Annotated in this window: 27 protein-coding genes; 8 read left to right on the plus strand and 19 right to left on the minus strand. The window is 71.5% G+C overall.

The window, feature by feature from the left end; all coding sequences use genetic code 11:
- The first annotated feature begins 21 nt into the window (after nt 1-21).
- Both ITJ59_RS01935 and ITJ59_RS01940 read left to right on the plus strand, forming a co-directional pair.
- Nucleotides 22-705 (plus strand): fumarylacetoacetate hydrolase family protein, encoded by a 684-nt coding sequence (locus ITJ59_RS01935; protein WP_194649452.1) that lies wholly within the window; start codon nt 22-24, stop codon nt 703-705.
- A 158-nt stretch (nt 706-863) separates the two neighbouring features.
- Nucleotides 864-1817, plus strand: a complete 954-nt coding sequence (locus tag ITJ59_RS01940; RefSeq protein WP_228510921.1) for a sugar phosphate isomerase/epimerase family protein — start codon at nt 864-866, stop codon at nt 1815-1817.
- On the opposite strand, the gene ITJ59_RS01945 is transcribed toward ITJ59_RS01940, so the two are convergent.
- The 6 genes from ITJ59_RS01945 to ITJ59_RS01970 all read right to left on the minus strand — a co-directional run bounded on the left by ITJ59_RS01945 (nt 1789) and on the right by ITJ59_RS01970 (nt 7167).
- Nucleotides 1789-2118, minus strand: coding sequence for a hypothetical protein (locus ITJ59_RS01945; RefSeq protein ID WP_194649454.1), 330 nt, complete (start codon nt 2116-2118; stop codon nt 1789-1791). The genes ITJ59_RS01940 and ITJ59_RS01945 overlap by 29 nt on opposite strands.
- On the minus strand, nt 2115-2684 hold the full coding sequence (locus tag ITJ59_RS01950) for a hypothetical protein (protein ID WP_194649455.1): 570 nt from the start codon (nt 2682-2684) through the stop codon (nt 2115-2117). The genes ITJ59_RS01945 and ITJ59_RS01950 overlap by 4 nt, the downstream gene beginning before the upstream one ends.
- Nucleotides 2681-3193: a sigma-70 family RNA polymerase sigma factor gene (locus ITJ59_RS01955; protein WP_323749368.1), complete on the minus strand. Its 513-nt coding sequence runs from the start codon at nt 3191-3193 to the stop codon at nt 2681-2683. The genes ITJ59_RS01950 and ITJ59_RS01955 overlap by 4 nt, the downstream gene beginning before the upstream one ends.
- Before the next feature lie 270 nt (nt 3194-3463).
- Nucleotides 3464-3619 carry a hypothetical protein gene (locus ITJ59_RS01960; RefSeq protein WP_194649456.1) on the minus strand — a complete coding sequence of 52 codons (156 nt, stop codon included), beginning with the start codon at nt 3617-3619 and terminating at the stop codon, nt 3464-3466.
- A 144-nt stretch (nt 3620-3763) separates the two neighbouring features.
- Nucleotides 3764-6280 carry an ATP-dependent DNA ligase gene (locus ITJ59_RS01965; protein WP_194649457.1) on the minus strand — a complete coding sequence of 839 codons (2517 nt, stop codon included), beginning with the start codon at nt 6278-6280 and terminating at the stop codon, nt 3764-3766.
- On the minus strand, nt 6277-7167 hold the full coding sequence (locus tag ITJ59_RS01970) for an SDR family oxidoreductase (protein ID WP_194649458.1): 891 nt from the start codon (nt 7165-7167) through the stop codon (nt 6277-6279). Before ITJ59_RS01970 ends, ITJ59_RS01965 begins: the two co-directional genes overlap by 4 nt.
- Before the next feature lie 106 nt (nt 7168-7273).
- On the opposite strand from ITJ59_RS01970, the gene ITJ59_RS01975 reads away from it, so the two are divergent.
- On the plus strand, nt 7274-8284 hold the full coding sequence (locus ITJ59_RS01975) for a Ku protein (RefSeq protein WP_194649459.1): 1011 nt from the start codon (nt 7274-7276) through the stop codon (nt 8282-8284).
- Nucleotides 8285-8294: 10 nt separating this feature from the next.
- On the opposite strand, the gene ITJ59_RS01980 is transcribed toward ITJ59_RS01975, so the two are convergent.
- On the minus strand, nt 8295-8774 hold the full coding sequence (locus ITJ59_RS01980; RefSeq protein WP_194649460.1) for a hypothetical protein: 480 nt from the start codon (nt 8772-8774) through the stop codon (nt 8295-8297).
- Between the two features lie 127 nt (nt 8775-8901).
- Here ITJ59_RS01980 and ITJ59_RS01985 point away from each other — a divergent pair, with 127 nt between their 5' ends.
- Nucleotides 8902-9510 (plus strand): antibiotic biosynthesis monooxygenase, encoded by a 609-nt coding sequence (locus ITJ59_RS01985; RefSeq protein WP_194649461.1) that lies wholly within the window; start codon nt 8902-8904, stop codon nt 9508-9510.
- Nucleotides 9511-9516: 6 nt separating this feature from the next.
- Here the strand turns inward: ITJ59_RS01985 and ITJ59_RS01990 are convergent, their stop codons facing one another.
- Genes ITJ59_RS01990 through ITJ59_RS02005 form a run of 4 tightly spaced genes read right to left on the minus strand, consistent with a single transcriptional unit; the run spans nt 9517 to nt 13805 of the window.
- Nucleotides 9517-10455: a Ppx/GppA phosphatase family protein gene (locus tag ITJ59_RS01990; protein WP_194649462.1), complete on the minus strand. Its 939-nt coding sequence runs from the start codon at nt 10453-10455 to the stop codon at nt 9517-9519.
- A 31-nt stretch (nt 10456-10486) separates the two neighbouring features.
- Nucleotides 10487-11347 carry a ribokinase gene (locus tag ITJ59_RS01995; protein WP_194649463.1) on the minus strand — a complete coding sequence of 287 codons (861 nt, stop codon included), beginning with the start codon at nt 11345-11347 and terminating at the stop codon, nt 10487-10489.
- Entirely contained in the window at nt 11344-12774 is a 1431-nt protein-coding gene (locus tag ITJ59_RS02000; RefSeq protein ID WP_194649464.1) for an MFS transporter, read from the minus strand. Before ITJ59_RS02000 ends, ITJ59_RS01995 begins: the two co-directional genes overlap by 4 nt.
- Before the next feature lie 5 nt (nt 12775-12779).
- A complete protein-coding gene (locus tag ITJ59_RS02005; protein WP_194649465.1) occupies nt 12780-13805 on the minus strand; it encodes a nucleoside hydrolase in 1026 nt (341 codons plus the stop codon).
- Between the two features lie 165 nt (nt 13806-13970).
- On the opposite strand from ITJ59_RS02005, the gene ITJ59_RS02010 reads away from it, so the two are divergent.
- Nucleotides 13971-14969, plus strand: a complete 999-nt coding sequence (locus ITJ59_RS02010; protein WP_323749369.1) for a LacI family DNA-binding transcriptional regulator — start codon at nt 13971-13973, stop codon at nt 14967-14969.
- A gap of 230 nt (nt 14970-15199) precedes the next feature.
- Here the strand turns inward: ITJ59_RS02010 and ITJ59_RS02015 are convergent, their stop codons facing one another.
- The 5 genes from ITJ59_RS02015 to ITJ59_RS02035 all read right to left on the minus strand — a co-directional run bounded on the left by ITJ59_RS02015 (nt 15200) and on the right by ITJ59_RS02035 (nt 19299).
- On the minus strand, nt 15200-16918 hold the full coding sequence (locus ITJ59_RS02015; protein ID WP_194649466.1) for an MDR family MFS transporter: 1719 nt from the start codon (nt 16916-16918) through the stop codon (nt 15200-15202).
- Entirely contained in the window at nt 16915-17535 is a 621-nt protein-coding gene (locus ITJ59_RS02020; RefSeq protein ID WP_323749370.1) for a TetR/AcrR family transcriptional regulator, read from the minus strand. The genes ITJ59_RS02015 and ITJ59_RS02020 overlap by 4 nt, the downstream gene beginning before the upstream one ends.
- A 50-nt stretch (nt 17536-17585) precedes the next feature.
- Nucleotides 17586-18068, minus strand: a complete 483-nt coding sequence (locus tag ITJ59_RS02025) for a GNAT family N-acetyltransferase (RefSeq protein WP_323749371.1) — start codon at nt 18066-18068, stop codon at nt 17586-17588.
- A 106-nt stretch (nt 18069-18174) separates the two neighbouring features.
- Nucleotides 18175-18816, minus strand: a complete 642-nt coding sequence (locus ITJ59_RS02030) for an MBL fold metallo-hydrolase (protein ID WP_194649467.1) — start codon at nt 18814-18816, stop codon at nt 18175-18177.
- A gap of 57 nt (nt 18817-18873) precedes the next feature.
- The gene (locus tag ITJ59_RS02035) at nt 18874-19299 is read right to left on the minus strand and encodes a MarR family winged helix-turn-helix transcriptional regulator (protein WP_123671116.1); all 426 of its coding nucleotides are present in this window, start codon (nt 19297-19299) and stop codon (nt 18874-18876) included.
- A gap of 52 nt (nt 19300-19351) precedes the next feature.
- On the opposite strand from ITJ59_RS02035, the gene ITJ59_RS02040 reads away from it, so the two are divergent.
- Both ITJ59_RS02040 and ITJ59_RS02045 read left to right on the plus strand, forming a co-directional pair.
- Nucleotides 19352-20107: a glycosyltransferase family 2 protein gene (locus ITJ59_RS02040; protein ID WP_194649468.1), complete on the plus strand. Its 756-nt coding sequence runs from the start codon at nt 19352-19354 to the stop codon at nt 20105-20107.
- A 97-nt stretch (nt 20108-20204) separates the two neighbouring features.
- On the plus strand, nt 20205-20861 hold the full coding sequence (locus ITJ59_RS02045) for a hypothetical protein (RefSeq protein WP_194649469.1): 657 nt from the start codon (nt 20205-20207) through the stop codon (nt 20859-20861).
- Nucleotides 20862-20870: 9 nt separating this feature from the next.
- Here ITJ59_RS02045 and ITJ59_RS02050 read toward each other — a convergent pair whose 3' ends face one another.
- Nucleotides 20871-21479 (minus strand): helix-turn-helix domain-containing protein, encoded by a 609-nt coding sequence (locus ITJ59_RS02050; protein ID WP_194649470.1) that lies wholly within the window; start codon nt 21477-21479, stop codon nt 20871-20873.
- A gap of 67 nt (nt 21480-21546) precedes the next feature.
- Here ITJ59_RS02050 and ITJ59_RS02055 point away from each other — a divergent pair, with 67 nt between their 5' ends.
- A complete protein-coding gene (locus tag ITJ59_RS02055) occupies nt 21547-22533 on the plus strand; it encodes an NAD(P)/FAD-dependent oxidoreductase (protein ID WP_194649471.1) in 987 nt (328 codons plus the stop codon).
- A 60-nt stretch (nt 22534-22593) separates the two neighbouring features.
- On the opposite strand, the gene ITJ59_RS02060 is transcribed toward ITJ59_RS02055, so the two are convergent.
- Both ITJ59_RS02060 and ITJ59_RS02065 read right to left on the minus strand, forming a co-directional pair.
- Entirely contained in the window at nt 22594-23259 is a 666-nt protein-coding gene (locus ITJ59_RS02060; protein ID WP_194649472.1) for a pentapeptide repeat-containing protein, read from the minus strand.
- 34 nt (nt 23260-23293) lie between these two features.
- Nucleotides 23294-23704 carry a DUF6314 family protein gene (locus ITJ59_RS02065; RefSeq protein ID WP_194649473.1) on the minus strand — a complete coding sequence of 137 codons (411 nt, stop codon included), beginning with the start codon at nt 23702-23704 and terminating at the stop codon, nt 23294-23296.
- Nucleotides 23705-23707 lie beyond the last annotated feature (3 nt).

Below are 23707 nucleotides of genomic sequence, written 5' to 3' on the forward strand. Positions count from 1 at the left end.
CGAGGCGGGCACGCTGGGACCGTGACCGACCTCGTGATCCCGGCCCCGAGCCTCCCGACCGTCCCCACGACGACGGTCGCGCGCTTCCCCGTCCGCCGTGTCTTCTGCGTCGGCCGCAACTACGCGGCGCACGCACGCGAGATGGGCCACGACCCGGATCGCGAGCCGCCGTTCTTCTTCACCAAGCCGGCGGACGCCGTCGTCGTCGACGACGCGGACACCCCGTACCCGCCGCAGACCGCACAGCTCGAGCACGAGGTCGAGCTCGTCGTCGCGATCGGTACCGGCGGCGCGGACATCAGCGTCGACGACGCCCTCGCCCACGTCTGGGGCTACGCGGTGGGCATCGACCTCACCCGACGCGACCTCCAGTCCGAGGCCAAGCGACTCGGACGCCCCTGGGACACGGCGAAGGGGTTCGACGCCTCGGCGCCGATCGGTCTGATCGCGCCGGCGCGGGGCATCGATCCGACCACGGGTGCGATCGAACTCACCGTCGACGGCGAGCGTCGTCAACTCGGCGACCTGGCGGACCAGATCTGGTCGGTAGCCGAGACCATCGCGGCACTGTCGCGTTCGGTCGCGCTCGCCCCCGGAGACCTGCTCATGACCGGCACTCCCGAGGGGGTCGGGACGCTGGAGCGCGGTCAGCGGGCCGTCGGCACGATAGCGGGTGTCGGCGAGGTCCGGACCCGGATCGTGTGATGCCCGTTTCGCGGGTGTGACAGCCTGCTGGGAGCCCTCGCAGCGGCGGCGCGTATCCCTTGATCGACGCCCGGTGGGGATCGCGGCGTCGCACACACGGGGCAGGTCATCGCGACGGGCGTCTGCGGCTGCTCCGGGATGACGGAGGTACGGCCGTGATGGAACACGATCTGCTGGCGACGTCGTGGACGTGGGCGGGCGACGAGACCATCCGCGAGCGCGTCCACGCGGTCGGTGCCGCCGGGTTCGCCGGGCTCTCGTTGTCCCTCGACGACCTGCACGAGGTCCGCGCGACGACGGGCTTCGCTGAACTCCGACGCATGCTCGACGGCGCGGGCATCGTCTGGGTCCAGCTGGGGCCGCTCGACCGCTGGTGGACGTGCGCGAGCCTCACCGACGACGACGCCGCCGACCGTGGAGTGGTCCTCGAGGCCGCCGCGGCGCTCCGCGCCTGGCAGGTCATCGCACGTGCCGACACGACGTTGCCGGGCGCTTCACCGATCACCATGGCCGACGACTGGACGGTCCTGGCCGACCAGGCCGCGGCCGTCGGCGCGCAGCTCGTCCTCGAACCGGAGCCGTGGTCGAACCTGCCGACGATCGAACGGGCGTCGCGCTTCGTCGTGGCGGCCGGCCACCCGAACGGCGGGTTGCTGCTCGACGCGATGCACACCCTGCGTGGCGGGTCGACGCTGGCATCGATCCGCCAGGCCGTCGCACCGTCGACGCTCGCGGCGGTCGAGCTGAGCGACGGTCTCCTGCACACCCCGGCCGGCATGACGCTGTCCGAGGAATCGCGCGACGCCCGGTACCTGCCCGGAGCGGGTGCCTGGGACCTGCCGGGCCTGGTGCGCACCGTCCGTGACCTCGGCTTCGACGAGCCATGGGGCGTCGAGGTCCGCACCCCCGGTCACCGTGCGATGCCGGTCGGCGACGCGCTCCGCACAGCCGCCGCTGCGACCCGTGCGGTGCTCGACGCGGCCGACGCCTTCGGTGCGCCCGCCGCTCCGGCCATGCCGTCGTCGCCCGCCCCGACCTCTGCCGTCGACTACGAGCCGCCGCGCGGTGGGACCGGCCGGCCGGTCAGTCGATCTCGACGACCCGCACGGTGACGTCGGAGGGATCCGCGCCGAAGGCGTGCCGCGCTGCTGCGGCCACGGCGTCGCGTACCGCCCGCACGACCGCGATCGTCGGCACCGCGCGATCGGTCGTCACGACCACCCGGATGCGCGCGCCGTCGGGGCGGTCCTGCACGAGGACGGCGCCACCGTCCCGGGGGATGTCCAGCACGGACCGGACGTCGCGGACGAGCGTGGCGAGGCCGGGGCCCGGTGGCAGGACGGAGCGGACGCCGGGCACCGCGAGCACGGCTGCGGTGAGTTCGCGGGAGACGTCCCGGACGTCGGCGGTCACGGTGTCCCGCCGACCACGACGTCGGCGACCCGGACGACCACGGTCCGGAGCGTGAACGGTGCGTGCGCCCCGAGCACCGACGTGACGTGTGCCCGGAGCGCTTCGGCACGCTCCGCGACGGACGCCTCGAGGGTGACCACGACGGTGACCTCGACGTCCACGACACCTCCGGGGACGCCGACGTCCCCGCTGAACCGGGTGCGTCGGACGACGACACCGGGGACGTCGTCGCCGAGGGTCCGGACGAGGCCGCGCAGCGCACCCTCGGTCACGACCAGGTGTGCGGCGGGGTCGTCGTCCGGCACGGGGATGTCGCGGCCTGCGTGCGCGGTGGTCCTGATCGAGGCGAGCACCGAGCTGATCCAGCGCTCGTCACCGGCGGCTGGCTCGCCGCTGTCGAGCAGGTCCCGTGACGCCACCCGCAGGGCGTGCAGGCGGTCGAGTGCCACGACCGCATCGGGGTCGCCCTCGATGTCCGCCCGGAACGGGGTCCGGTCGGCGTCGAGGTAGTCGGAGAGTTCGTCCAGCGTGAAGGCGCCGTGACGGTCGTCGACCTCGTCGGTCATCGCCACCCCTCCATCTGGTCGAGCACACGGCGCCGTGCGCGAGCGAGCAGGCCGCGGACGGTCGGACCGGACAGCCCGGTCGCCTCGGCGATCTCGGCGTACGGTGCGCCGCCGACTTCGCGCATCACCCAGACGGCGCGCTGTGCGTCCGGGAGTGCCTGCACGATACGCGCGAGTTCCCGCACCTGCATCCGGGTCGCGACCACCTCGTCGACGGCACGGTCGTCCGGCGCATCGGCCATCGTCTCCAGGTCGTCGTGCGGGTGTCGACGACGAAGACGGTCGAGTGCCTTGTTCGCTGCGATCCGGAACAGCCAGTTGCGCACCCGGTCGGGGTCCTCGACCCGGTCGATGCGCTGCCAGGCCTGCAGCGCGGCTTCCTGGACGGCGTCGTCGGCTTCACCGTCGCCGTACCCGAGGATGCGCGCCGCGTAGGCACGCATGTGCGGCCCGTACCGGCGGATGAGCACGCCGAACGCCGCCGTGTCACCGTCGGCGCTGCGCTCCACGAGCGACGCATCGGACAGCGCCGCGAGGGCTTCGTCGCTGGACAGGTGCAGCTCCTCTGCCGGGATCTGGGGTTCTCGTGTGACGAATCGGCCGGTCGGTTCGTCCTGAGTACGTGCCTACCAGGTGCGCCTCTGCGCGCCTGGTGCGAGCGCGCCGTGGCCGGCCACCCCTGAACGGTCGGTCACGGCGCTCCGGCGGCGGCCCGTGCGTTCCCTGATCCGGCGCACGGGCCGTCTTCCACACGATCGACACCGACGAGTGCTCGCCTGCTACTCGTCGGTGTCGTCCGCGAGGAAGTCCGCGTAGGTCGCCTCGGTGTCCGCCACCACGATCACCGGAGCGGCCGGGGTGTGCGCCACGCGACCCCCGTTGATCGCGACGCGTTCCGCGGCCGTGAACGGCGGCAGGTACTTGCTCGAGCTCATCCCCAGGCCCTTTCGTCCCGGTGAACGTAACAGCCGACGGCAGGTCGTCGGGTGGCGGTCCGGAAACGTCCCCCGAGCGGGCGCCGGACGGGGGACGGAATTTCGCCACGGGCTGACCCCATGCGCACGCATGAGCGAGCCGACTCAGGTCTCGCGCACGACGTCCGCGGGGGCCTTGTCCGTGCGCCATCCCCGCCAGGACGGCTGCCGCAGGCGTCCGTCGCCGGTCCACTCGGCGAACTCGACCTCGCCGACGTGCTTCGGCGTCACCCAGTGGGCGTCAGGCGCGTCGACCCGCGGGACGTCGACGAACGGCGAGGTCTTCCGGTCGATCGGTCGCAGGACCTCGGCGATCTCGTCGAGTTCGCGGTCGCGGAACCCGGTGCCGACCTTGCCGACGTACTCGAGGCCCTCCGGACCGGGCACGCCCAGCAGCAACGAGCCGATGCCGCCCGCCCGGCGGCCGCTGCCGGGCTTCCACCCACCGACCACGACTTCTTGCGTGGCGTGGTGCTTCAGCTTCAGCCAGGCCTCGGACCGCCTGCCCTCGGCGTACTTCGAACTGCGCTTCTTCGCGACGACCCCTTCGAGGCCCTGCTCCTGCGACGCAGCCATCACGTGGTCGAGGTCCCCTTGGGACACCGCCGGCACGTCGATGGCCCCGCCGGGCGCCACGACCGTCTCGAGTGCCTGGCGTCGGGCGTCGTAGGCGAGCCGGGTGAGCTCATGCCCGTCCGCCTCGAGCACGTCGAACAGCAGGAACCGCACGGGGGTCTCCTGCTGCGCTGCACGGACTTCGCGCGCCTTCGTGAGCCCCATCCGGTTCTGCAGGAGCTGGAAGCTCGGGCGACCCCGGTCGTCGAACGCCACGATCTCACCGTCGAACACCCCGTCGACCCCGGCACGCTCGCCGAGTTCCTGGAGTTCCGGGTACTGCGCCGTCAGGTCGTTGTCGTTCCGGCTCCGCAGCATGACCGAGCCGTCACGGACGGTCGCGAGGGCCCGCACGCCGTCCCACTTCATCTCGAACGCCCAGTCCGCCGGGTCCAGCCGGGGCGCGTCCTTGGCCAGCGTGGCCTGCATCGTCCGACGGTCCCCCGGCGCGGTGTCCGCGGGGCTGGCTCCGCTGATGCGCCGCTGTCCGTCCCGGTGTCCGGAGGACTGACGGGAGGGCCGTCCCGCGTCCGTCGCGCCACCCGCGTCCGGCAGTCGGTCGGGTTGCTCCTTGGTGCGGTGGATGAGCCAGTTCTTCTCGTCGCCGGCACCGCCCCGGCCGCGGGTGTGCAGGAGTGCGAGTCGGCGAGCGCCGCCGGTCCGGCCGTGCAGGGTGACGATGACCTCTTCGCCGTCGCGCCACTTCTCGAGCTCGTAGGTGCCGTCGTCCCAGAGCGTCACCGTGCCGCCGCCGTACTCGTCCTTCGGGATCGTGCCCTCGAAGGCGCCGTACTCGAGCGGGTGGTCCTCGGTCTGCACCGCGAGGTGGTTCTTGCCGGGGTCGGTCGGTTCGCCCTTCGGCAGGGCCCAGCTGACGAGCACGCCGTCGTGCTCGAGCCGGAAGTCGTAGTGGTCGCGGGTGGCGTGGTGCTCCTGGATCACGAAGGTCGGGGTGCCGTCCGTCCGGACCGTGGGGGCCCCTTCGGGCACCGGCTCCGGCGTCTTCGCGGCGTCGCGCTTCGCGCGGTACGCGGTGAGCCGGTCGCGGGCCGGCTGCTCGGCCGCGTTCGCACGCTCGGTCCGGTCGCCGTCCCAGTGACCGTGGTCGTCGCGTCCGACGGCCAACGAGGCGGACGCGACCGGGTGCAGGTGGTCCCCGTGCGCCTGCAGACGTTCGAGCACGTCGTCCAGCGTCAGCTGGGCGAGCCCGCGCTCCTCGAGCTCCTTCCAGGTGCGGGGCGCAGCGACCGTCGGTCGATCCCGCCCGCGCAGGGAGTACGGCGCGATGGTCGTCTTGTTGCCGTTGTTCTGCGACCAGTCGACGAACACCTTGCCGGTGCGCTCCGCCCGGCTCATCGACGACAGCACCAGGTCGGGCAGGTCCTGCTCGAGGGCCTTCGCGAGTTCGTGCGCGACGTCGGACACGTGCGCCGTGGTGGAGCGGCCGTCCAGGGCGGCGTACAGGTGGATGCCCTTCGACCCGGAGGTGACCGGGTACGGGTCGAGTCCCATGCCGTGCAGGATCTCGCGCGCGGCGATCGCGACCTCGACGCACTCCGGCAGGCCGACGCCCTCGCCGGGGTCCAGGTCGAGCACGAGCCGGTCGGGGTTCTGCTGCCCACCGCGCGGGCCGAACCGCCACTGCGGCACGTGCAGCTCGAGCGCGGCCTGCTGCGCCATCCACACCAGGGTCGGCAGGTCGTCGACGATCGGGTACTCGTTGTCGTGCTCCGCGTGGTGGATGGTGTGGTGGCGGACCCAGTCCGGGGCGGAGTCCGGCAGGTTCTTCTCGAAGAAGACCTTGCCGTCGACGCCGTTCGCCCATCGTTTCCGGGTGACCGGTCGGTCCTTGACGTGCGGGATCATCCACGGCGCCACGCGCTCGTAGTACTCGATCACCCGCCCTTTGGTCGTGCCGGTCTCGGGGTAGAGCACCTTGTCGGTGTTCGTCAGCGCGAGTCGCCGGTCCCCCACCAGCACGACGGTCTTGCGCGACGCCGGACTCACAGTGCCACCCCCGTCGCTCCCGCCACCGTCAGGGTCGTGCCCGAGGTGTACGACGACTCCGGCCCCGCCAGGTACACGTAGGCGCTGCCGAGCTCGACGGGCTGCGCCGGCCGACCGAACGGGGTGTCCTGTCCGTACCGTGCGATCTCGTCGCCCGGGTAGCTGATCGGCTGCAGCGGCGTCCACACCGGGCCGGGCACCACGGTGTTCGCCCGGATCCCCTTCGCCGCGAGCTGCCGCGCCAGGCCGTTCGTGTACGTGATGATCGCGGCCTTCGTCGCCGCGTAGTCGATCATGCGGTCCTGCGGCTGGTACGCCGACACGGAGCTCGTCGTCACGATGGCGCTGCCCGGTGCCATGTGCGGCACGGCGGCCCGCACCAGCCAGAACAGCGAGTACAGGTTCACCTTCATCGTGCGGTCGAAGTCCTCGGTCGACTGCTCGGTGACGTCCTCGTGCACCAGCTGGTGTCCGGCCACCAGGACGAGGGCGTCCAGCCCGCCGAGGTCGCGCACCGCGGTCCGGACGAGTTCGTCGCAGAAGCCCTCGTCCGTCAGGTCACCGGGCAGCATGACCGCGTTGCGCCCGAGGTCGGCGATCAGGTCGCGCACCTCGGTCAGGTCGTCGAGTTCTTCGGGCAGGGCGTTCAGCGCGACGTCGGCGCCCTCCTTCGCCATCGCGATCGCCGCAGCCCGACCGATGCCGGAATCCGCGCCCGTGACGAGCACCCGGTACCCGCGCATCCGCCCCGTGCCGAGGTAGGACACCTCGCCGTGGTCGGGTGGCGGGTCCATCGCGCTCGCCAGGCCGGACCCCTGTTGGGTCTGCGCGGGGAACGGCGGCCGGGCGAACTGCGAGCGCGGGTCCTGCTTGTCGAGCTGGCTCATGCGACCATCGTGCTCGCGTCGGCCGGTCGACGGTCCAGTGAACCCGGATCTGTGGAGAACCCGTCGGCTGCGCGCGCTCCCCTGCGCAGACGGGCATCATGTGCGCATGAGGTCGATCTGGAAGGGCTCCATCGCGTTCGGGCTCGTCAACGTGCCCATCAAGGTCTACGCGGCCACCGAGACGCACGACGTGTCCCTGCACCAGGTCCACGACGAGGACAAGGGCCGCATCCGGTACAAGCGCGTCTGCGAGTTCGGTCACGAGGTCGAGTACGCCGACATCCAGCGTGCGTACGACGACGGCGACAAGACCGTCGTGCTCACCGCCGACGACTTCAAACAGCTCCCCGAGGAACAGTCGCACGAGGTCGAGGTGCTCGAGTTCGTGCCCGTCGACCAGGTCGACCCGATGATGTTCGAGAAGACGTACTACCTCGAGCCCGACTCGCGCTCTCCGAAGGCGTACGTGCTGCTGCGCGAGACCCTGGCGAAGACCGACCGGCTCGCGATCGTGCAGTTCACGCTGCGCCAGAAGACCCGGCTCGGCGTGCTCCGCGTGCACGACGACGTCATCCTGCTGCAGGGGCTCCTCTGGGGCGACGAGGTGCGGGCCGCCGACTTCACGGCCCTCGACGCCTCGGTCAAGGTGAGCGCGAACGAGCTGAAGATGTCGTCCTCGCTCGTCGAGAGCATGTCGACCGACTTCGATCCGGACCGGTACACCGACTCCTACCAAGAGGAACTGCAGCAGCTCATCGACGCCAAGCTCGACGCCGGTGACGACATCGACACCGAGAAGACGTTCGGCGCGAAGGACGACGAGGACGACGAGGGCGAGGGCGGCGACGTCCTCGACCTGATGGCCGCCCTGCGTGCGTCCGTGGACAAGAAGCGGACGGGAGGCCCGGGGTCGCGTTCGGCGTCCCGGTCGCGGTCGTCGTCGGCGTCCGACGAGAGCGCGTCCGGCTCCAAGAAGAAGGCGCCGGCTGCGAAGGCCCCGGCGACGAAGTCGACGGCGGAGAAGGCCCCGGCGAAGACGAAGGCACCCGCGAAGAAGGCGCCCACCAAGAAGCCCGCGGCGAAGAAAGCACCCGCCGAGAAGAAGCAGGCGAGCTGACCGCTCCCGGTCAGGCCGGCGTCGACACGCCGGCCGCCAACCGCTCCAGCGTCGCGAACGCGTCGGCGTGCGCGTCACGCAGAGCGTCCCACCCGGCGGTGGTGTCGAGCTGTTCCGCGTGCTCGATCGGCACCGCGAACCCGTGCTGCGCCCGCGGGATCGGGTCACCCGGCAGCCGGAGCTCCTGCGTGAACGCACCGCTCGACGCCTCGAAGGTCAGCGTGTGCGCCGCGACGTTCCGGTCCCAGTCGACGGACGGCCACGACATGAACCCGACGTGCCGCAGATGCTCGGCGGGATCGGTCGCCGAGACGTAGCAGCCGTGGTGGTCCTCGCCCGGCGACAGGATCGTGTACGTGCCGTTGTCCCGGTAGACGAGCAGGGCTTCGGCGAAGGGCTTCGGTGCGTACATCGCGGTGTAGCGGAGCGCCTGGGCTGCGATGGGCGATCCCAGTGGGATCGAGACGGTGGAGGCGGTGGTGGTGTGCATCACCGACACCGTCGACGATCGAGCTGGGGAAGCGGTGCGCTCCGCCCGAGGGGTTGCTCAGCCTCGCACGAGCGCTCGGCGTCTGCTGCGACACGAGCCGGTAACACGGGTCCGCGAGACTGGTCGCATGACTCCACAAGAGCCTGGGAGCCTGCAGTCGTCATCCGAGACCGCCGGCCCGCCCGTCACCGTGTCCATCACCCGTCTGGTCGAACCCGACCGCATCCCCGAGGTCACCCACTGGGTGCAGTCCGGCGTGAACCTGGCCAACCGCTACCCGGGCTTCCTCGGCTCCGGATGGGTGCGGTCCCGGGCACAGTCCCGCGAGTGGCACATGCTCTACCGCTTCGCCGACCACGACTCCCTGGCCACGTGGGAGAACTCCGACGACCGGCTCCGCTGGCTCGACCTCGGGCGCGACCTGGTCGTGGAGTCGCGCGTCGAGAAGCGCACGGGCATCGAGGGCTGGTTCGACGTCCCGCAGGATGCCCCGGCGTCGAGCGCTCCCCCGCGGTGGAAGCAGGCCGTGAGCATCTGGCTCGGGTTCTTCCCGGTCAACCTGGCGTTCACGTACCTGATGGCGTGGGTCGTCCCCGCGTTCGCGCACGTCGCGATCCTGCCCCGAGTCCTGATCACCACGGTCGTGCTCACGCCGATCATGACGTTCTGGGTGCTGCCCTTCGTCACGACGCTGATCCGCCCTTGGCTGCTCGCTCCGCCGCGGCCACGGCGGTAGGCCCTACTACGCTCCGAGCACCGACAGCTGGTCGAGCCGCTCGAGGATCACGCCCTCGCGGAGCGCCCACGGGCAGATCTCCAGCGCCGGCAGGTCGAAGATGTCGAGGCACGCCTCGGCGACGAGGGCTCCGGGGACCACCTGGTGCGCACGGCTGGCCGACACCCCGGGGAGCTCCGCCAGCTCGGCCACCGACATGGTGAGCAAGGCCGGCAGCTTCTGCCGCAGCACCACGCCGTCGAGCGCACGGGGCACCAGCGGCCCGGCCGCGGACGGCGCGGAACCGCAGATCCGCGCGATCGACCGGAAGGTCTTCGACGTCGCCACCGCACGGTCCGGACGCCCCGCTCGGAGCAGCTTGCCGGCGTCGCGGGCGATCTCGACCCGGATCTCGTGGCGGATGCGGCGGACGTCGTCCTCGGTCGGTGTGCCGGCCGCGAAGTACGAGCGGGCGAGCCGTGCGGCGCCGATCGGCATCGACCACGCGACGTCCGGCGCCTCGTCGGCTCCCCCGGCGATCTCGAGCGAGCCGCCGCCGATGTCGAACACCGCGAGCCGCCCGGCCGACCACCCGAACCACCGCCGGACGGCCAGGAACGTCAGTCGCGCCTCGTCACCACCGGACAGGACGGCCAGCTCCACGCCGGTCGAGGCCTCGACGTGGGCGAGCACCGCGTCGGAGTTGACGGCGTCGCGCACAGCCGAGGTCGCGAAGGCGAGCATGTCCTCGCAGCCGCGCTCCTCGGCGACCCGGACCGCGTCCGCCACGAACCGCGTCAGGGCATCGACACCCTGCGGCGTCACCGCGCCGGAGTCGTCGAGGTGCTCGGCCAGTCGGAGCGGCTGCTTGAACGAGGACGCTGGCAGCGGCGCGGCGCCGCCGTGGGCGTCCACGACGAGCAGGTGGCCGGTGTTGGACCCGATGTCGAGGACTCCCACGCGCATGAGAACAACGCTAACGGCCTGGAGGCCCGACTCACGCCCGCAGGAACGCCTCGAGCTCCGCCGTGGTCGGGTACGAGGCCTGTGCTCCCGCCTTCGTCGCGGCGTACGCCCCGACCCCCACTGCGAACCGCGCGGCGTCGACGAGGGAGTCCCCCGCCGCCAGCCGCAGGGCCACCGACCCCATGAAGGCGTCGCCGCAGCCCGTGGTGTCCACCGGCTCGACCCGCACGGCGTCGATCGACACCGGTCCGGCGTCGCCGTCGTGCACGACACAGCCCGAGCCGCCGCGGGTGACGATCGACCGTGCGACACCGTGCTGACCGAGCGACGCGGCCTCGTGCTCGTTCACCAGCAGGACGTCGGTCAGCTCGAGCAGTTCGGCGGGGACGTCGCCGAACGGCGACAGGTTCGTCAGCACCGTCACCCCGGCGGCGTGCGCGGACCGTGCGGCGGCGAGGACGACGTCGATCGAGACCTCGAGGCAGAGGCCGAGCACGCCGGCGTCGTCGAACGCGTCGGCGGGCAGGTCGTCCGGCGTCAGCGTGGCGTTCGCGCCGCCGGAGATCACGATCGTGTTCTCCCCCGCGCGGTCGACCGTGATGACGGCGGTGCCGGTGGCCACGCCCTCCCGGACGGCGACGTGCGTCGTCTCCACACCCGCAGCCGCGACGGAGTCGCGGAGCAGCGCACCGTTCCCGTCGTCGCCGACCGCACCGATCATGCGGACCGTGCCCCCGAGCCTCCCGGCAGCCACCGCCTGGTTGGCGGACTTGCCACCGGGCAGGATCGCCAGGTCGGACCCGTGCAGGGTCTCACCGGGCTTCGGGAACCGCTCGGTCCGGACCACCAGGTCTGCGTTGAGCGATCCGACGATCACGATGGTCTCGGTCACCGGACGGTCTCCTTCTGCGGAGCGACGGACGTGGTCTCGGCGCTCTCCGGACGGGGGATGAGGAACGAGATCGCGAGTGCGACGGTCGTGATCGCGGCCCCGAGCAGCATGCCACCGGAGTACCCGGAGGTGCCGGCGGACCCGCCGACCCCCAGGGCGATCTGCAGTGCTGGTAGGACCGCGAAGCTGACACCGGCGCCGAGGTTGAACGCACCGGCGTTCAGGCCGGGCAGGAAGCCGGGGTTCGACTCCGGCGACAGCACGATGCCAAGGCCGTTCAGGATGATGTTGGCGATGCCGGCGTAGGTGATGCCGATCAGGACGGTCGCGGTGACCAGGACGGGCAGCGAGTGCACGCCGACCAGTGCCATCAGGACCGTCGAGACGATGCTGCCGATCAGGCCGAAGCGGAGCACGGCCCGGTAGCCGATGGTCGGCGCGAGGCGTCCCGCGAACGGACCGACGATCCAGCCGACCAGCGCGTACGGGGTGAGGAACACGAGCGACGCCAGGTCGGGTTCCATGCCGAAGCCGGCATCGCCGTTCTGCGCGAGCGACGTGACCAGGCCGTTGACCACGGCGAAGACGCCGGTCATGGTCAGGAACGTCGTCGCCAGGAGCGCCCACGTGGCACGACGCTTCAGGAACCGGGTCTCGACGAGGGGTTCCTTCACGCGGGACTCGACCGCCCAGAAGACCGCGAACGCGGCGAGCGCGACGACGATGCCGCCGACCACCAGTGCGGGGTTCGCGGCACCGAGCTTGCCGGCTTCGTTGAAGGCGGTGAGCAGTGCGCCGACCGAGATCACCAGGGGCACGACGCCGATCCAGTCCATCCGGGTGCCGGCCGAGGGCTTCGACTCGACGCCCCACACGGCGACGAGCGCCAGCGCGATGACCGTGACGACGGCGATGACCCAGAAGATCCCGCGGAACCCGAAGTTCGTGGCGATCCAGCCACCGGCCAGCGCGTCGACCCCGGCGATGCCGCCGTTCACCGCGGTGAGCAGACCGAGTGCGGCGCCGTAGCGCTTCGGGTCGGCGATCTCGTTGCGCAGGACGAGCAGGCAGATCGGGACGACCGGGCCGGTGACGCCCTGGATGATCCGGCCGGCGAACAGCATCGGCACGTTGACCGCGAGCGCGGCGACGATGCTGCCGACGAGCATCACGGCGAGCATGCCGATCAGGACGCGCTTGCGGCCGACGATGTCGGACAGGCGCGGCAGGAACAGCGAGAACAGCGCTGCGAGCGTGAAGTACAGCGTCTGCGACAGGCCGATGGTGGCGTCGTCGGTCTGCAGCTCGCGCGCCATGGTGACCAGCGCGGGGCTGAGCATGCTCGCGTTGAGCTGGAACGCGATGCACGCGGCGAGGAGCGCCGCGGTGAGGGCGCCGATCGACTTCTTCGTCGATGTGGTGGTCATGGTTCTCAGATCTCCGAGGTCGTGGCGGTCGTGGCGGCGCGGGGCGTCCAGCCGGTGTCGGGGGTCTCGCCGATGCGCTCGAGGGCGTCGACGACCAGGTCCCAGAACCGTTCGTGGTCGAGCTCCATGGCGGCGCTCGTACGGCAGTCCTCCGGCGCGGGCGCGCGGAAGTCGGCGACGGTCATGCCGAGCGTCAGGGTGCCCTGGGTCTCGATGTGGATCGGGACCTTGACGGCGCGGACGATGGTCGGGTCGATGACGTACGCGACGGCGCAGGGGTCGTGCACCGGCGGGGAGTCGAAGCCCTGGGCGTCCTTGTAGGTCTGTCCGAAGAAGTCGAGCAGCTCGCCGACGAACGCGGCGGGGGCGGTACCGACGGCGGCGATGCGCGCGGCGACCTCGGGGGTCGCGAGCGCCTGGTGGGTCAGGTCCAGCCCCACCATCACGACGTCCCAGCCGGCGTCGAACACGATCGAGGCGGCCTCGGGGTCGATGACGATGTTGAACTCGGCGACCGGGCTCCAGTTGCCGACGTGCACGCCACCACCCATGAGCACGACCTGCTTGACGCGCTCGATGATCCGGGGCTCCTTGCGGGCGGCGAGGGCGATGTTCGTCAGGCCGGCGGTCGGCACGATCGTGACGGTGCCGGGCTCGTGGGCCATGACCGTCTCGATGATGAGGTCGACGGCGTGCCGCTCGTCGAGGGCGAACGAGGGCTCGGGCAGCATCGGCCCGTCGAGTCCGCTCTCGCCGTGGATCTCGGGTGCGACCTCGATCTCCCGGAGCAGGGGGCGGTCGGCTCCCGCGGCGAACGGCACGCCGGTGATCCCCGCGATGCGGGCGACGGCGAGGGCGTTGCGCGTGACCTTCTCGAGCGTCTGGTTGCCGACGACGGTGGTGACGGCGAGGAGCTCGATGTCCGGGTTGCCGTGGGCCAGCAGGAGGGCGACGGCGTCGTCGTGGCCGGGGTCGCAGTCGAGGATGATCTTCGCTGGCTGGGTCGCAGCGGTCTGGGTCGCACTGGGCACGCTGGGCGCTCCACTTCTTCGGGGAATCGAGGGGGGTCTGTGCTCGACGCGGTGGGGATCCGTGGTCCGACAGAACGCCGCACCACAGCGCGTCAAGCGTTTGACATCGAAACACGTCAAGCGCTTGACGTCAAGTCGTCGAGGTGTCCTCGATAGGCTCGACCCGTGCCTTCATCCGTCGCCCCGGGCCGCCGTGTGACCGCTGCCATGGTCGCCGAGCGCGCCGGCACGAGCATCGCCACGGTCTCCCTGGTCGTCAACGGCAAGGACCGCGGCCGGGTGTCCGTCCCCATCGCCACGCGGGTGCGCGATGCCGTCGACGAGCTCGGCTACGTCGTGGACCACGCCGCGAGCTCCCTGGCGCGCGGCAGCGGCGACCTGGTCGTGTTCATCGCCCCGGACCTGTCGAACCCGTTCTTCGCCGAGGTCATCCGCGGCGTCCGCGACACGATCGGGGAGCGCTTCCAGCTCGTGCTGTCCGTCACCGAGCGTGGCGCGCAGCCCCTGGCGTCGGACGTCCGGCGCTTCGAACGCCTCCGGCCCGCGGGCATCCTCGTCGACGCTCCGGCCGCGGGCGAGTCGATGTCGGCGAGCGTGCCCGTGGTGCTCCTCGACGCCCCCGGAGGCCCCGAGGCCGTGAACTACGACCTCTCCCCCGGGGTCCACGACCTGGTCGCACACCTGCACGCACAGGGTCATCGCCGCGTCGGGTACCTCGACGGGACCTCGCGGGCGACGACGTTCGGCGTCCGCCGTGAGCTCTTCGAGCAGGAGTGCGCGGCGGTCGGCATCTCGGTGTCCGAGGTCACCGCGCGCGCCGACCTGACCGTCGACGCCGCGGCCTCGGCCACCGAACACGTCATCGAGGCCTGGCAGGACGACGACGTCACCGCGGTCGTCGCCGCAGCGGACACGCTGGCCTACGGAGTCCTGCGCGTCGCCGGATCGCTCGGCATCGATGTGCCCGGGGAACTCGCGGTCGCCGGCTTCGACGACCTGCCGTCGTCGTCGGTCACGGCCCCCGCCCTGACGAGCGTGGCCCTGCCGGGCGCGGACCTCGGGCGCGCAGCCGCTGAGCGGCTGCTCGCGACGCTCGACGGCACCGCTCCGGAGCCGGCCGCGCTCCCCACGCGCCTGGTGCGCCGCGCGAGCACGGGCGCGTAGCGCGCGGAGCCCACCAGGCCGCCACGACCTCACGTACCCAGCGACACCTCACGCGCGCTGGAACCCGTGAGCTGTCGCTCAGCGCAAAACGCCGCCACGGCGGTGGGCGCGACCGGACGACGGACGGGAGGCGCGGCACCAGCTGGCACCGCGCCTCCCGTCAGCACGCCGTCGTCTCCACAACGCGCCCCGCGATCCGCAGGACGCCGCCGGATCCGGCGGCGTCTCGCTCAGTCGGAGGCGTCCCGACGAGACGCCGGCGTCTCACCGCCCGACGACGCGGACCCTGACGGCACGGACTCCGACGACACGGACGTCGCGTGCGCCGAACGCTGCGCACGGTCGAGCTCGTCGGCCTCGGCGCCACCGACGGCCTCGCCACGAGCGACCATGCCGGCCGTGTCGGAGAGCGTGATCTGCGGCAGGAACAACGCGAGCAGGAACGCCACGGCGATGAAGGGCAGCAGGTACCAGAACACGGGCGCCAGGGAGTCGGCGTACGCGTTCACGATGCCGTCCTGCACCGCCGGCGGCAGCCCGGCGACGGTCGACGGGTCGATGCTCCCCGCGGACGACGCCGCATCGGTCGCCGAGCCGCCGGCGCCGGTGAAGACGTCGGTGAGCGACGTCGTGAGCCGGGCCGTGAACAGCGCACCGAAGACGGCGGTGCCGAGGGATGCCCCGACCTCGCGGAAGTAGTTGTTCGTCGACGTCGCGGTGCCCACCTGCGACGCCGGCACGGCGTTCTGCGCGACCAGGACGACCACCTGCATGATCAGTCCGAGCCCGGCGCCGAAGACGAACAGGTACGCGCAGATCAGCCAGATCGGGGTGGCCGCGGCGAGCTGGGTCATCGCGAGCATCGCGATGGCGACCAGGACCGTGCCGATGATCGGGAACATCCGGTAGCGACCGGTCTTGGTGATCAGGTTGCCGGACGCGATCGAGGTCCCGATCAGGCCGACCATCATCGGCAGCATCAACAGACCGGACACGGCGGCCGAGGTGCCCGATGCCATCTGCAGGAACGTCGGGACGAAGCCGATCGCCGCGAACATGCCGATGCCGAGCACCAGGCCGATGCCGGTCGCCAGCAGGAACGTCCGGTTCTTGAAGAACGACAGCGGCAGGACGGGGTCCTGCGCACGCGACTCGACGAGCACCAGGAGCGCAGCCGAGACGACGAGCCCGGCGAACCAGGCCCACGTCTCCGGGGCGTCCCAGCCGTGGTCCTTGCTGCCGCCGAACTCCGAGAAGAACACCAGGCAGGTCGTCGCGGCGGACATGAAGAGCACGCCGAGCACGTCGATGCGCTTCGTCGCCTTCTTGTTCGGCAGCGTGAGTGCGAACCACGCCACGAAGAACGCCGCGATGCCGACCGGGATGTTGATGTAGAACGCCCAGTTCCAGGTCAGGTGGTCGACGAAGAAGCCGCCGAGCAGCGGGCCGCCGATCGCGGACAGGCCGAAGATCGCACCGAGCGGGCCGAGGTACTTGCCGCGCTGCGAGGCCGGCACGATGTCGGCGATGATCGCCTGGGACAGGATCATCAGGCCGCCGCCGCCGAGGCCCTGCATGGCACGGAACACAACGAGCTGCGTGAAGTCCCCGGCGAAGGCACACCCGGCCGACGCGATGGTGAACAGCGCGATGGCGATGAGGAACAGGTTGCGGCGACCCAGGACGTCACCGAACTTGCCGTACACGGGCATCACGATGGTCGAGGCGAGCAGGTACCCGGTCGTCAGCCACGCCTGGTGTGCGACGCCGCCGAGTTCGCCGACGATGGTGGGCATCGCTGTCGAGACGATGGTCTGGTCGAGGCTGGAGAGCAGCATCCCCGCGATGAGCGCGGAGAAGATGATCCAGATCCGGCGCTGCGTCAGCAGCAGCGGGCCGTCGGTGCCGGGGCGGGCACGCTTGGTGGTGCCCGGCGCGGTTGCGCTCATGGTGTGGAGTCCTGTCCGGTGGTGATGGCCGCCCGCATCAGGCGGAGGTTCTGGGTGAGCAGCTCGTCGAACGGCGGGCCGGTGGTCTCGTCGAAGGCGTCGTCGAAGAACGTCTCCGCCGTCACCTTGAGCAGCCCCGCGGCGGCCTCGGTGACGAGTCGGGCGCGGCGGTCGGCGGGGTCGTCCCACCCGAACCGCAGCCGCACGGCATCGGTGATCCGCGCGAGCTGCACGTCGGTCGCCGAGAGGAACCGGGCGACGAGTGCCGGCTCGCGTTCGAAGACCCCGCGGACGAGGACCTCGTCGGCACGGTCGATGCCGGCTCGGTGGAACTGGTCGATCGCCAACGCGACGATGGAGTCGAGCGGCTCGAGGTCGGCAGCGACGACACCGCCGGCGGCGTACGCGTCGATGGCTTCGACGTCCGCGTTGATCTCGATGCCGAGCACGGCGTCGTCCTTCGACGCGAAGTGGTTGAAGAACGTGCGCCGTGACACCCCGACGGTCTCGCAGAGCTGCTCGATCGTGAAACCGTGCAGCCCGAGCTCGACCGTCGCCCGACGCGCTTCGACGATCATGCGTCGGCGCAGCGCGCGGGTGCGTTCGGTGGTGCTCACCCGAACAGAATTGCACTATCTGGTTGAGAGTGCAATACGGGTCGGAACGCTCAGAGCGCCTTCTCGAAGCAGAACGACCACGGCATCGTCGCCGCGTAGGGCGCGTACACCGGGATCGGGCTCCACCCGGTCTTCTCGTACAGGGCGACCGCGTCGGGCTGCTTGTCGCCGGTCTGCAGGATCAGCCGGGGAGCGCCGAGTTCGCGGCCGATGCGCTCGCACTCGTCGAGGAGCGCCGTGGCGGCGCCCTTGCCCCGCGCCGCGGTCAGCACGATGAGGCGCTTCAGCTCGACCTCGTCGCCCAGGCGTCGGATCGCGATGTGCCCGAGGGGCTCACCGGACTCGTCGAGGGCCAGGACCGACGTGACGACGGTCGACGGGTCGACCGACAGCGCGCGGCTCCGCTCGGCCGTGATCGCCGGGTCCTCGTCGCCGTTCGACGAGCCGTAGCGTTCGTGCATCTCGTCGTCCATGCGGGCGCGGAGCTCAACGGATCGGGGGTCGTCCCAGGACACGCGTTCGATCGTGATCACGGTCGACGATCCTGTCACGGATGCCAGCGGCGACGCACGCTCACGCGCGCCCACCAGCGCTGGACCGGCAGGCACGGATCGCCTCCCAGGAGCACGGTCGCGTCCGTCAGACGGTGACGTGCTCACCCGCCTGGAGGATCGTGGTCGGCACACCGCCGAGACCGTCGGTCCCGAGCATGCGGACGTTCATCTGCTGTCCCGCATCGCTCAGCAGGAGCTCGTGGATCTGGATCGCGCGCTGCGGCGCGACCTCGCGGACGTAGTCGACGGCGGCGGCGGTGTGCGCCCACGGGCCGCTCGTGGGGATGAGCAGCGTGCCGACCGGGACCCCCGGCACGAGGTAGGCGTCGCCCGGGTGGAACACCGTGCCGTTCACCAGGTAGCCGACGTTCGCGATCGTCGGGATGTCACGGTGGATGACGGCGTGCTGCTCGCCGAAGACCTGCACGGAGAACGGCCCGACCTCGAACGCCTCACCGGCACGGACCGCAGCGACGCGGCCGTCGTGGTCACCCAGCTGCTCGACGATCACCGCCGGCCCGCGGACCACGAGCGACGGGTTCGCGTCGAGCCCGGCACGGACGGCGTCGACGTCGAGGTGGTCGGCGTGCTCGTGGGTGATGAGGACCGCGGCGGCAGCGCCGGCGAGGTCGGCAGCCTCGGGCGTGAAGGTGCCCGGGTCGATGACGAGTGTGGTGCCGTCCTGCTCGAGGACGACGGTGGCGTGGTTGTACTTCGTCAGCTCCATGCCGACAACACTACAACCGTGTTGTACTTCTGGTTGCCGATCCGGGTGAGGGACCACTCAGTCGGCGCGCCGGGCCAACCGTTCGAAGATGCCGGGCAGGCGCTCGAGGGCCGCGCGTTCCTCGTCGTCGAGTTCCTCGCGGATCGCGGTGGCCAGCCAGTCGGCACGTGCCGTCATGTCCCGGCGGAGGACCTCGCTGCCGGTGTCGGAGATGCGGATGACCGAGACCCGGCGGTCGGTGTCCGACGCCGTCCGCTCGACGTACCCGAGGTCGGCGAGCTCCCCGACCGTGCGCGACTGCCCCTGATGCTTCACCGCACGGCGACGTGCCAGCTCGGCGATCGGCATCGGCCCCTCGCGCTCGAGGAACCCGAGGGTCGTCGCGTGGGCGGTCGGCAACGAGTCCGCCTCCCGCTTCGCAGCGCGCACGACACGACCGATCGCGTGCCGGAGCTCCACGGCGAGTTCGTCGGTCCGGTCCATGCCCGGAACGCTACCGCGTGGCCGTACAGCGGACCTCCGGTTGGATCGGAGGATGGTCCGCGTCTCCGTCGTCATCCCCGTGCGCGACGACGCTGCGCACCTGCGGCGGTGTCTCGACGCCCTCGCGGCGCAGACGCTGCTGGCCGACGAGGTCGTCGTGGTCGACAACGGCAGTCAGGACGACAGTGCCGCGGTCGCGCAGGCAGCTGGTGCGGTCGTGCTCACCGAACGGATCCGCGGCATCGCCCGGGCCTCGGCGCGGGGCTACGACCGGGCGTCCGGCGACGTGCTCGTCCGGCTCGACGCCGACTCCGTGCCGCCGCCGGGGTGGATCGCCACCGCCGTGCGACTGCTCGCCGACCCGGACGTCGCCGCCGTGACCGGCCCCGGATGCCCCCACGATGGCGGACCGCTGATCGGCCGACTGTGGGACGCCGTCTACATGCGGCCGTACTTCGCGCTGATGTGGGCAGCGCTCGGCCGGCCGCCGCTGTTCGGGTCCGCGATGGTGATGCGACGGTGGACCTGGGACGCGGTCCGGAGCCGAGCGCACCGCGAGGACCCCGAGGTGCACGACGACGTCGACCTGAGCATGCAGTTCGACCCGGCCTGGCGGGTGGTGGCCGACCGTGCACTCACGGTGCAGGTGTCCGCACGACCGTTGTCGGGCCTCCCGTCCGCCCTGCTGCGGACGCGACGCGCCTTCCACACGTTCCGCGTGAACGGACGGCGGGCGAACCCGGTGCGCCGATGGGCGCGGCGGGTGCGCGCGGACCTGCGCACGCGGCGCGGGTGGCGGACGCGCTGACGGGATCGCGGAACGGTAACGCTTGCGGACACCGCTCGCGCGCTTGCCTACGATCGAAAGGGGCGGGCAGAACCGCACCACGAACCAAGGGGGAACGATGCGGCGATCCGCGCGCACGACGACATCCGGCATCACCGGGACGCTCACGGTCGCACTGGCGATCGGGTTCGCCCTGACGGGCTGCGCAGCGAGCACTCCGGCCGGGCCCGGCACGCCGTCCGCGACGACGGCGGACAGCACCGGCACGCCGAGCGCGAGCCCGAGCGACACCGGCTCCACCGCGCCGGCGACCGACGACAGCGGGACGGTGCCGGCCAGCTGCACGGACGTCATCACCCCGGGCAAGTGGGACAAGACCTTCGCCTCGGCGCCGCTCAACGACCCGTCGGTCGCCGGCGATCCGATCACCATCCCGAAGAGCTCCTTCACCCCGGCACTGCAGCCCGACGGCAAGCGTCTGTTCTGCATCTGGGCGGACCCGCGCGCGGACACGTCGTTCCTGTCCATCGGTGTCGACGTCGTCGACCCGGCGGTCGCGCGGACCGAACTGGACCAGCTCGCCGACGACGGCTACGAGTGCGGCGAGCAGGCCGACGGGTACCAGTGCCAGAAGGTGTCGAAGAACGAGCAGTACCCCGTCACCGACGGTGACACCTACTTCACGCGGGGCGACATCGGCATCCACATCCGGCAGTCGAACATCGAGACGTCGGAGCTCCTCGACGACGTGATCGACCACGTGTTCACGTCGTAGCCCGGACGGTCAGCGCGTCGGTCTCGACCGCACGTGCGCCCGTTCCCCCTGCGGCCCGTACAGGCAGAGCACCTCGGTCACCGAGTCGGTGACGTTGCCGATCCAGTGCGGAGTGTGGGTGTCGAACTCGGCGACCTCGCCCGGTCCGAGGTCCAGGTCGTGCTCGCCGAGCACCAGTCGCAGTCGGCCGGACAGCACGTAGAGCCACTCGTAGCCCTCGTGCGTCTTGAGCGACGGTTCGCCGCCGGGCTCGTTCGGCGGGAACAGCTGCTTGAACGACCGCACGCCGCCGGTGCGCTTCGTCAGCGGGACCACCACGCGGCCGCCGTGCACCTCGGGCTTCATATGCACCCGCGGGTCGCCCGTCTGCGGCGCCCCGACCAGGTCGTCGAGCGGCACCTGGTACGCCCGCGCCAGTGGGAGCAGCAGTTCGAGCGTCGGCTTGCGTTGCCCGGACTCGAGCCGCGACAGGGTGCTCACCGACACCCCGGTCTGCTCGGACAGGGCGGCGAGCGTCACGTCGCGGTGGGTGCGGAGCCCGCGCAGCCGAGGGCCCACCCCGTCGACGACCTGGGCGGTCGTGCGGGGGACGACTGGTTCCTGCGGGCCGTGGGGCATACGGCCCAGGTTGCCACATCAGCAAGGTTCTTTGCCATGTGTGCCGCATCGGACGCATGCTCCTTGCATGCGTGATCACTACGACGTCATCGTCATCGGCGGCTCAGCCGCCGGCCTCTCCGCCGCCCTCGTCCTCGGCCGCTCCCGCCGTTCCGTGCTGGTCGTCGACGCGGGCGAGCCCCGCAACGCGCCGTCGGCCGGCGCCCACAACTACCTCGGGCGCGAGGGCATCGCCCCCGCCGAACTCACGGCGATCGGTCGCGACGAGGTCGCCGCCTACGGGGTCGAGGTGACGTCCGGGAGGATCGTGGCCACGTCCGCCACGACGGGCGACGGTACCGACCCGGTCGGCTTCTCGGTCACGGTGGACTCCGGCGCGGTCGTCACCGCACGCAGGCTCGTCGTCGCCTCCGGCGTAGTGGACGTCCTGCCGGAGGTCCCGGGCCTGGCCGAGCAGTGGGGGCGCGGGGTCGTGCACTGCCCGTTCTGCCACGGGTGGGAGATCCGCGACCAGCGCATCGGCGTGCTCGTGACCACGCCGAACGGCGTCCACCACGCCCTGATGTTCCGGGCGTTGAGCGAGCACGTGACGGCGTTCGTCACCGATCCAGCACTCGTCGACGACACCGCCCTGGCCGGTTTGCGAGCTCGTGGGATCAGCGTCGTGGACGATTCGGTCGCGCGGGTCGTGTCGTCGGACGGCACACTGACCGGGGTGGTGCTGGGATCCGGCGAGGTCGTCGCGCTGGACGCCCTGGCCGCCGCGAGCACCGCCGAGGCACGCGTGGACTTCCTGTCTGGCCTGGGCCTCGTCGCGGTCGACCAGTTCATGGGCGACTTCCGGTACGCGAGCGCGCTGACGGTCGATCCGGCCGGGCAGACCGCGGTTCGCGGTGTCTACGCGGCCGGCAACGTGGCGGCCCCGATGGCGACGGTGATCGCGTCCGCAGCCGCCGGGGTCCAGGCCGGGGCGGCCGCCCACGGCGACCTGGTGCAGGCCGACCTGACGGCGGCGTTGGCCGCGGCCGCCGACTCACGCGTCGTTTCGGGCTGAGCGACAGTTCGCGGGGCCCGCACGCCGCGAGGTGTCGCTGAGCGCGAAATTCGGCGTCGGTCAGTCGACGCGGTAGCCCGCCTGCGCCGCCAGCAGCGGGGCGAGCGTGTACAGCTGGTCGGCGCCGATCGTCGCGCCGCGGAACCCCTCGAGGCGCTCGACCCGGTCGAGGTCGGCGCCCCGCAGGTCCACGTGGTCGATACGGGTGTTGGAGCCCTCGGCGTCGCGGATGCTGCTGCCCTCGAACGACACCCGCAGCAGCTTCGCGTCGGCGATGTCGAGCTCGTCGATGACGCAGTCGCGGAACACCACGTCGGTGAGGGTCGATCCGCGCAGGTTCACGAACCCGAACTTCATCCCGACGAACTCGACCCCGCTCAACCCCGAGTCGTACAGCTCGCCAGAACCGATCCGCCCGCCGGACACCCGGACTTCGCGCCACGAGCTGCTCGACGCCCGCAGCACCGGGGCGTCGAGCGTGTCGATGATCGAGTCGTGCACCCGGAGCCCGCGGAGGTCGGCGCCGTCGCCCCGGATGGTGTCGATGACGCACTCCTCGATCTCGAGGTCGGGCAGCCGCTCGCCGGCCACGTCGAGCACGCCGATGCGCTTCCCCTCGATGCGGTCACCGGTCAGGACGTCACCGGGTCCGGGAACCCAGTCCTGCAGGTCGACGGGCTCGGTCAGGGTGATGCGCGGGGCGTCGGTGCCGGAGGAACGTGCCATGCGCCCAGTCTGCCGGGTGCCGGTGACGTCGTGGTCACGCCGGTGACCGGGTGAGCACGCTGTCGAGCCGGTAGTCCTTCGCCGGGCCACGGGCCTCCCACCGCACCGTCCACCGCTGCTCGTCGCCGACAATGGTGCCCGTGTAGTCGTCCGGCGCACAGGCGTGGGCCACGGTCGCGCCCCACACCCAGTCGTGGAAGACCCGGCCGTCGGAGAAGTGCACGGCCCAGTGACCGCCGCCGTCCCGGCGCACCACGAGCGTCCGCGACACCGGGGTGGTCCGCCCGTCGAAGGTCATCACGCCGGTCTCGTCCCAGCGCACCTCGTCCGGGCCGACAGCGGTCAGGGTCGTGGTGCCGGTGACGCTGCCCTGTGCGCCAGCGAGCCGGTCGTCCACGGTCCGGCGGAGCGCCCAGTCTCCCAGCAGGTCCGTCGGCAGCAGCACCCG

The organism is Curtobacterium sp. VKM Ac-1393, assembly GCF_015350995.1.
Classification (GTDB): domain Bacteria; phylum Actinomycetota; class Actinomycetes; order Actinomycetales; family Microbacteriaceae; genus Curtobacterium.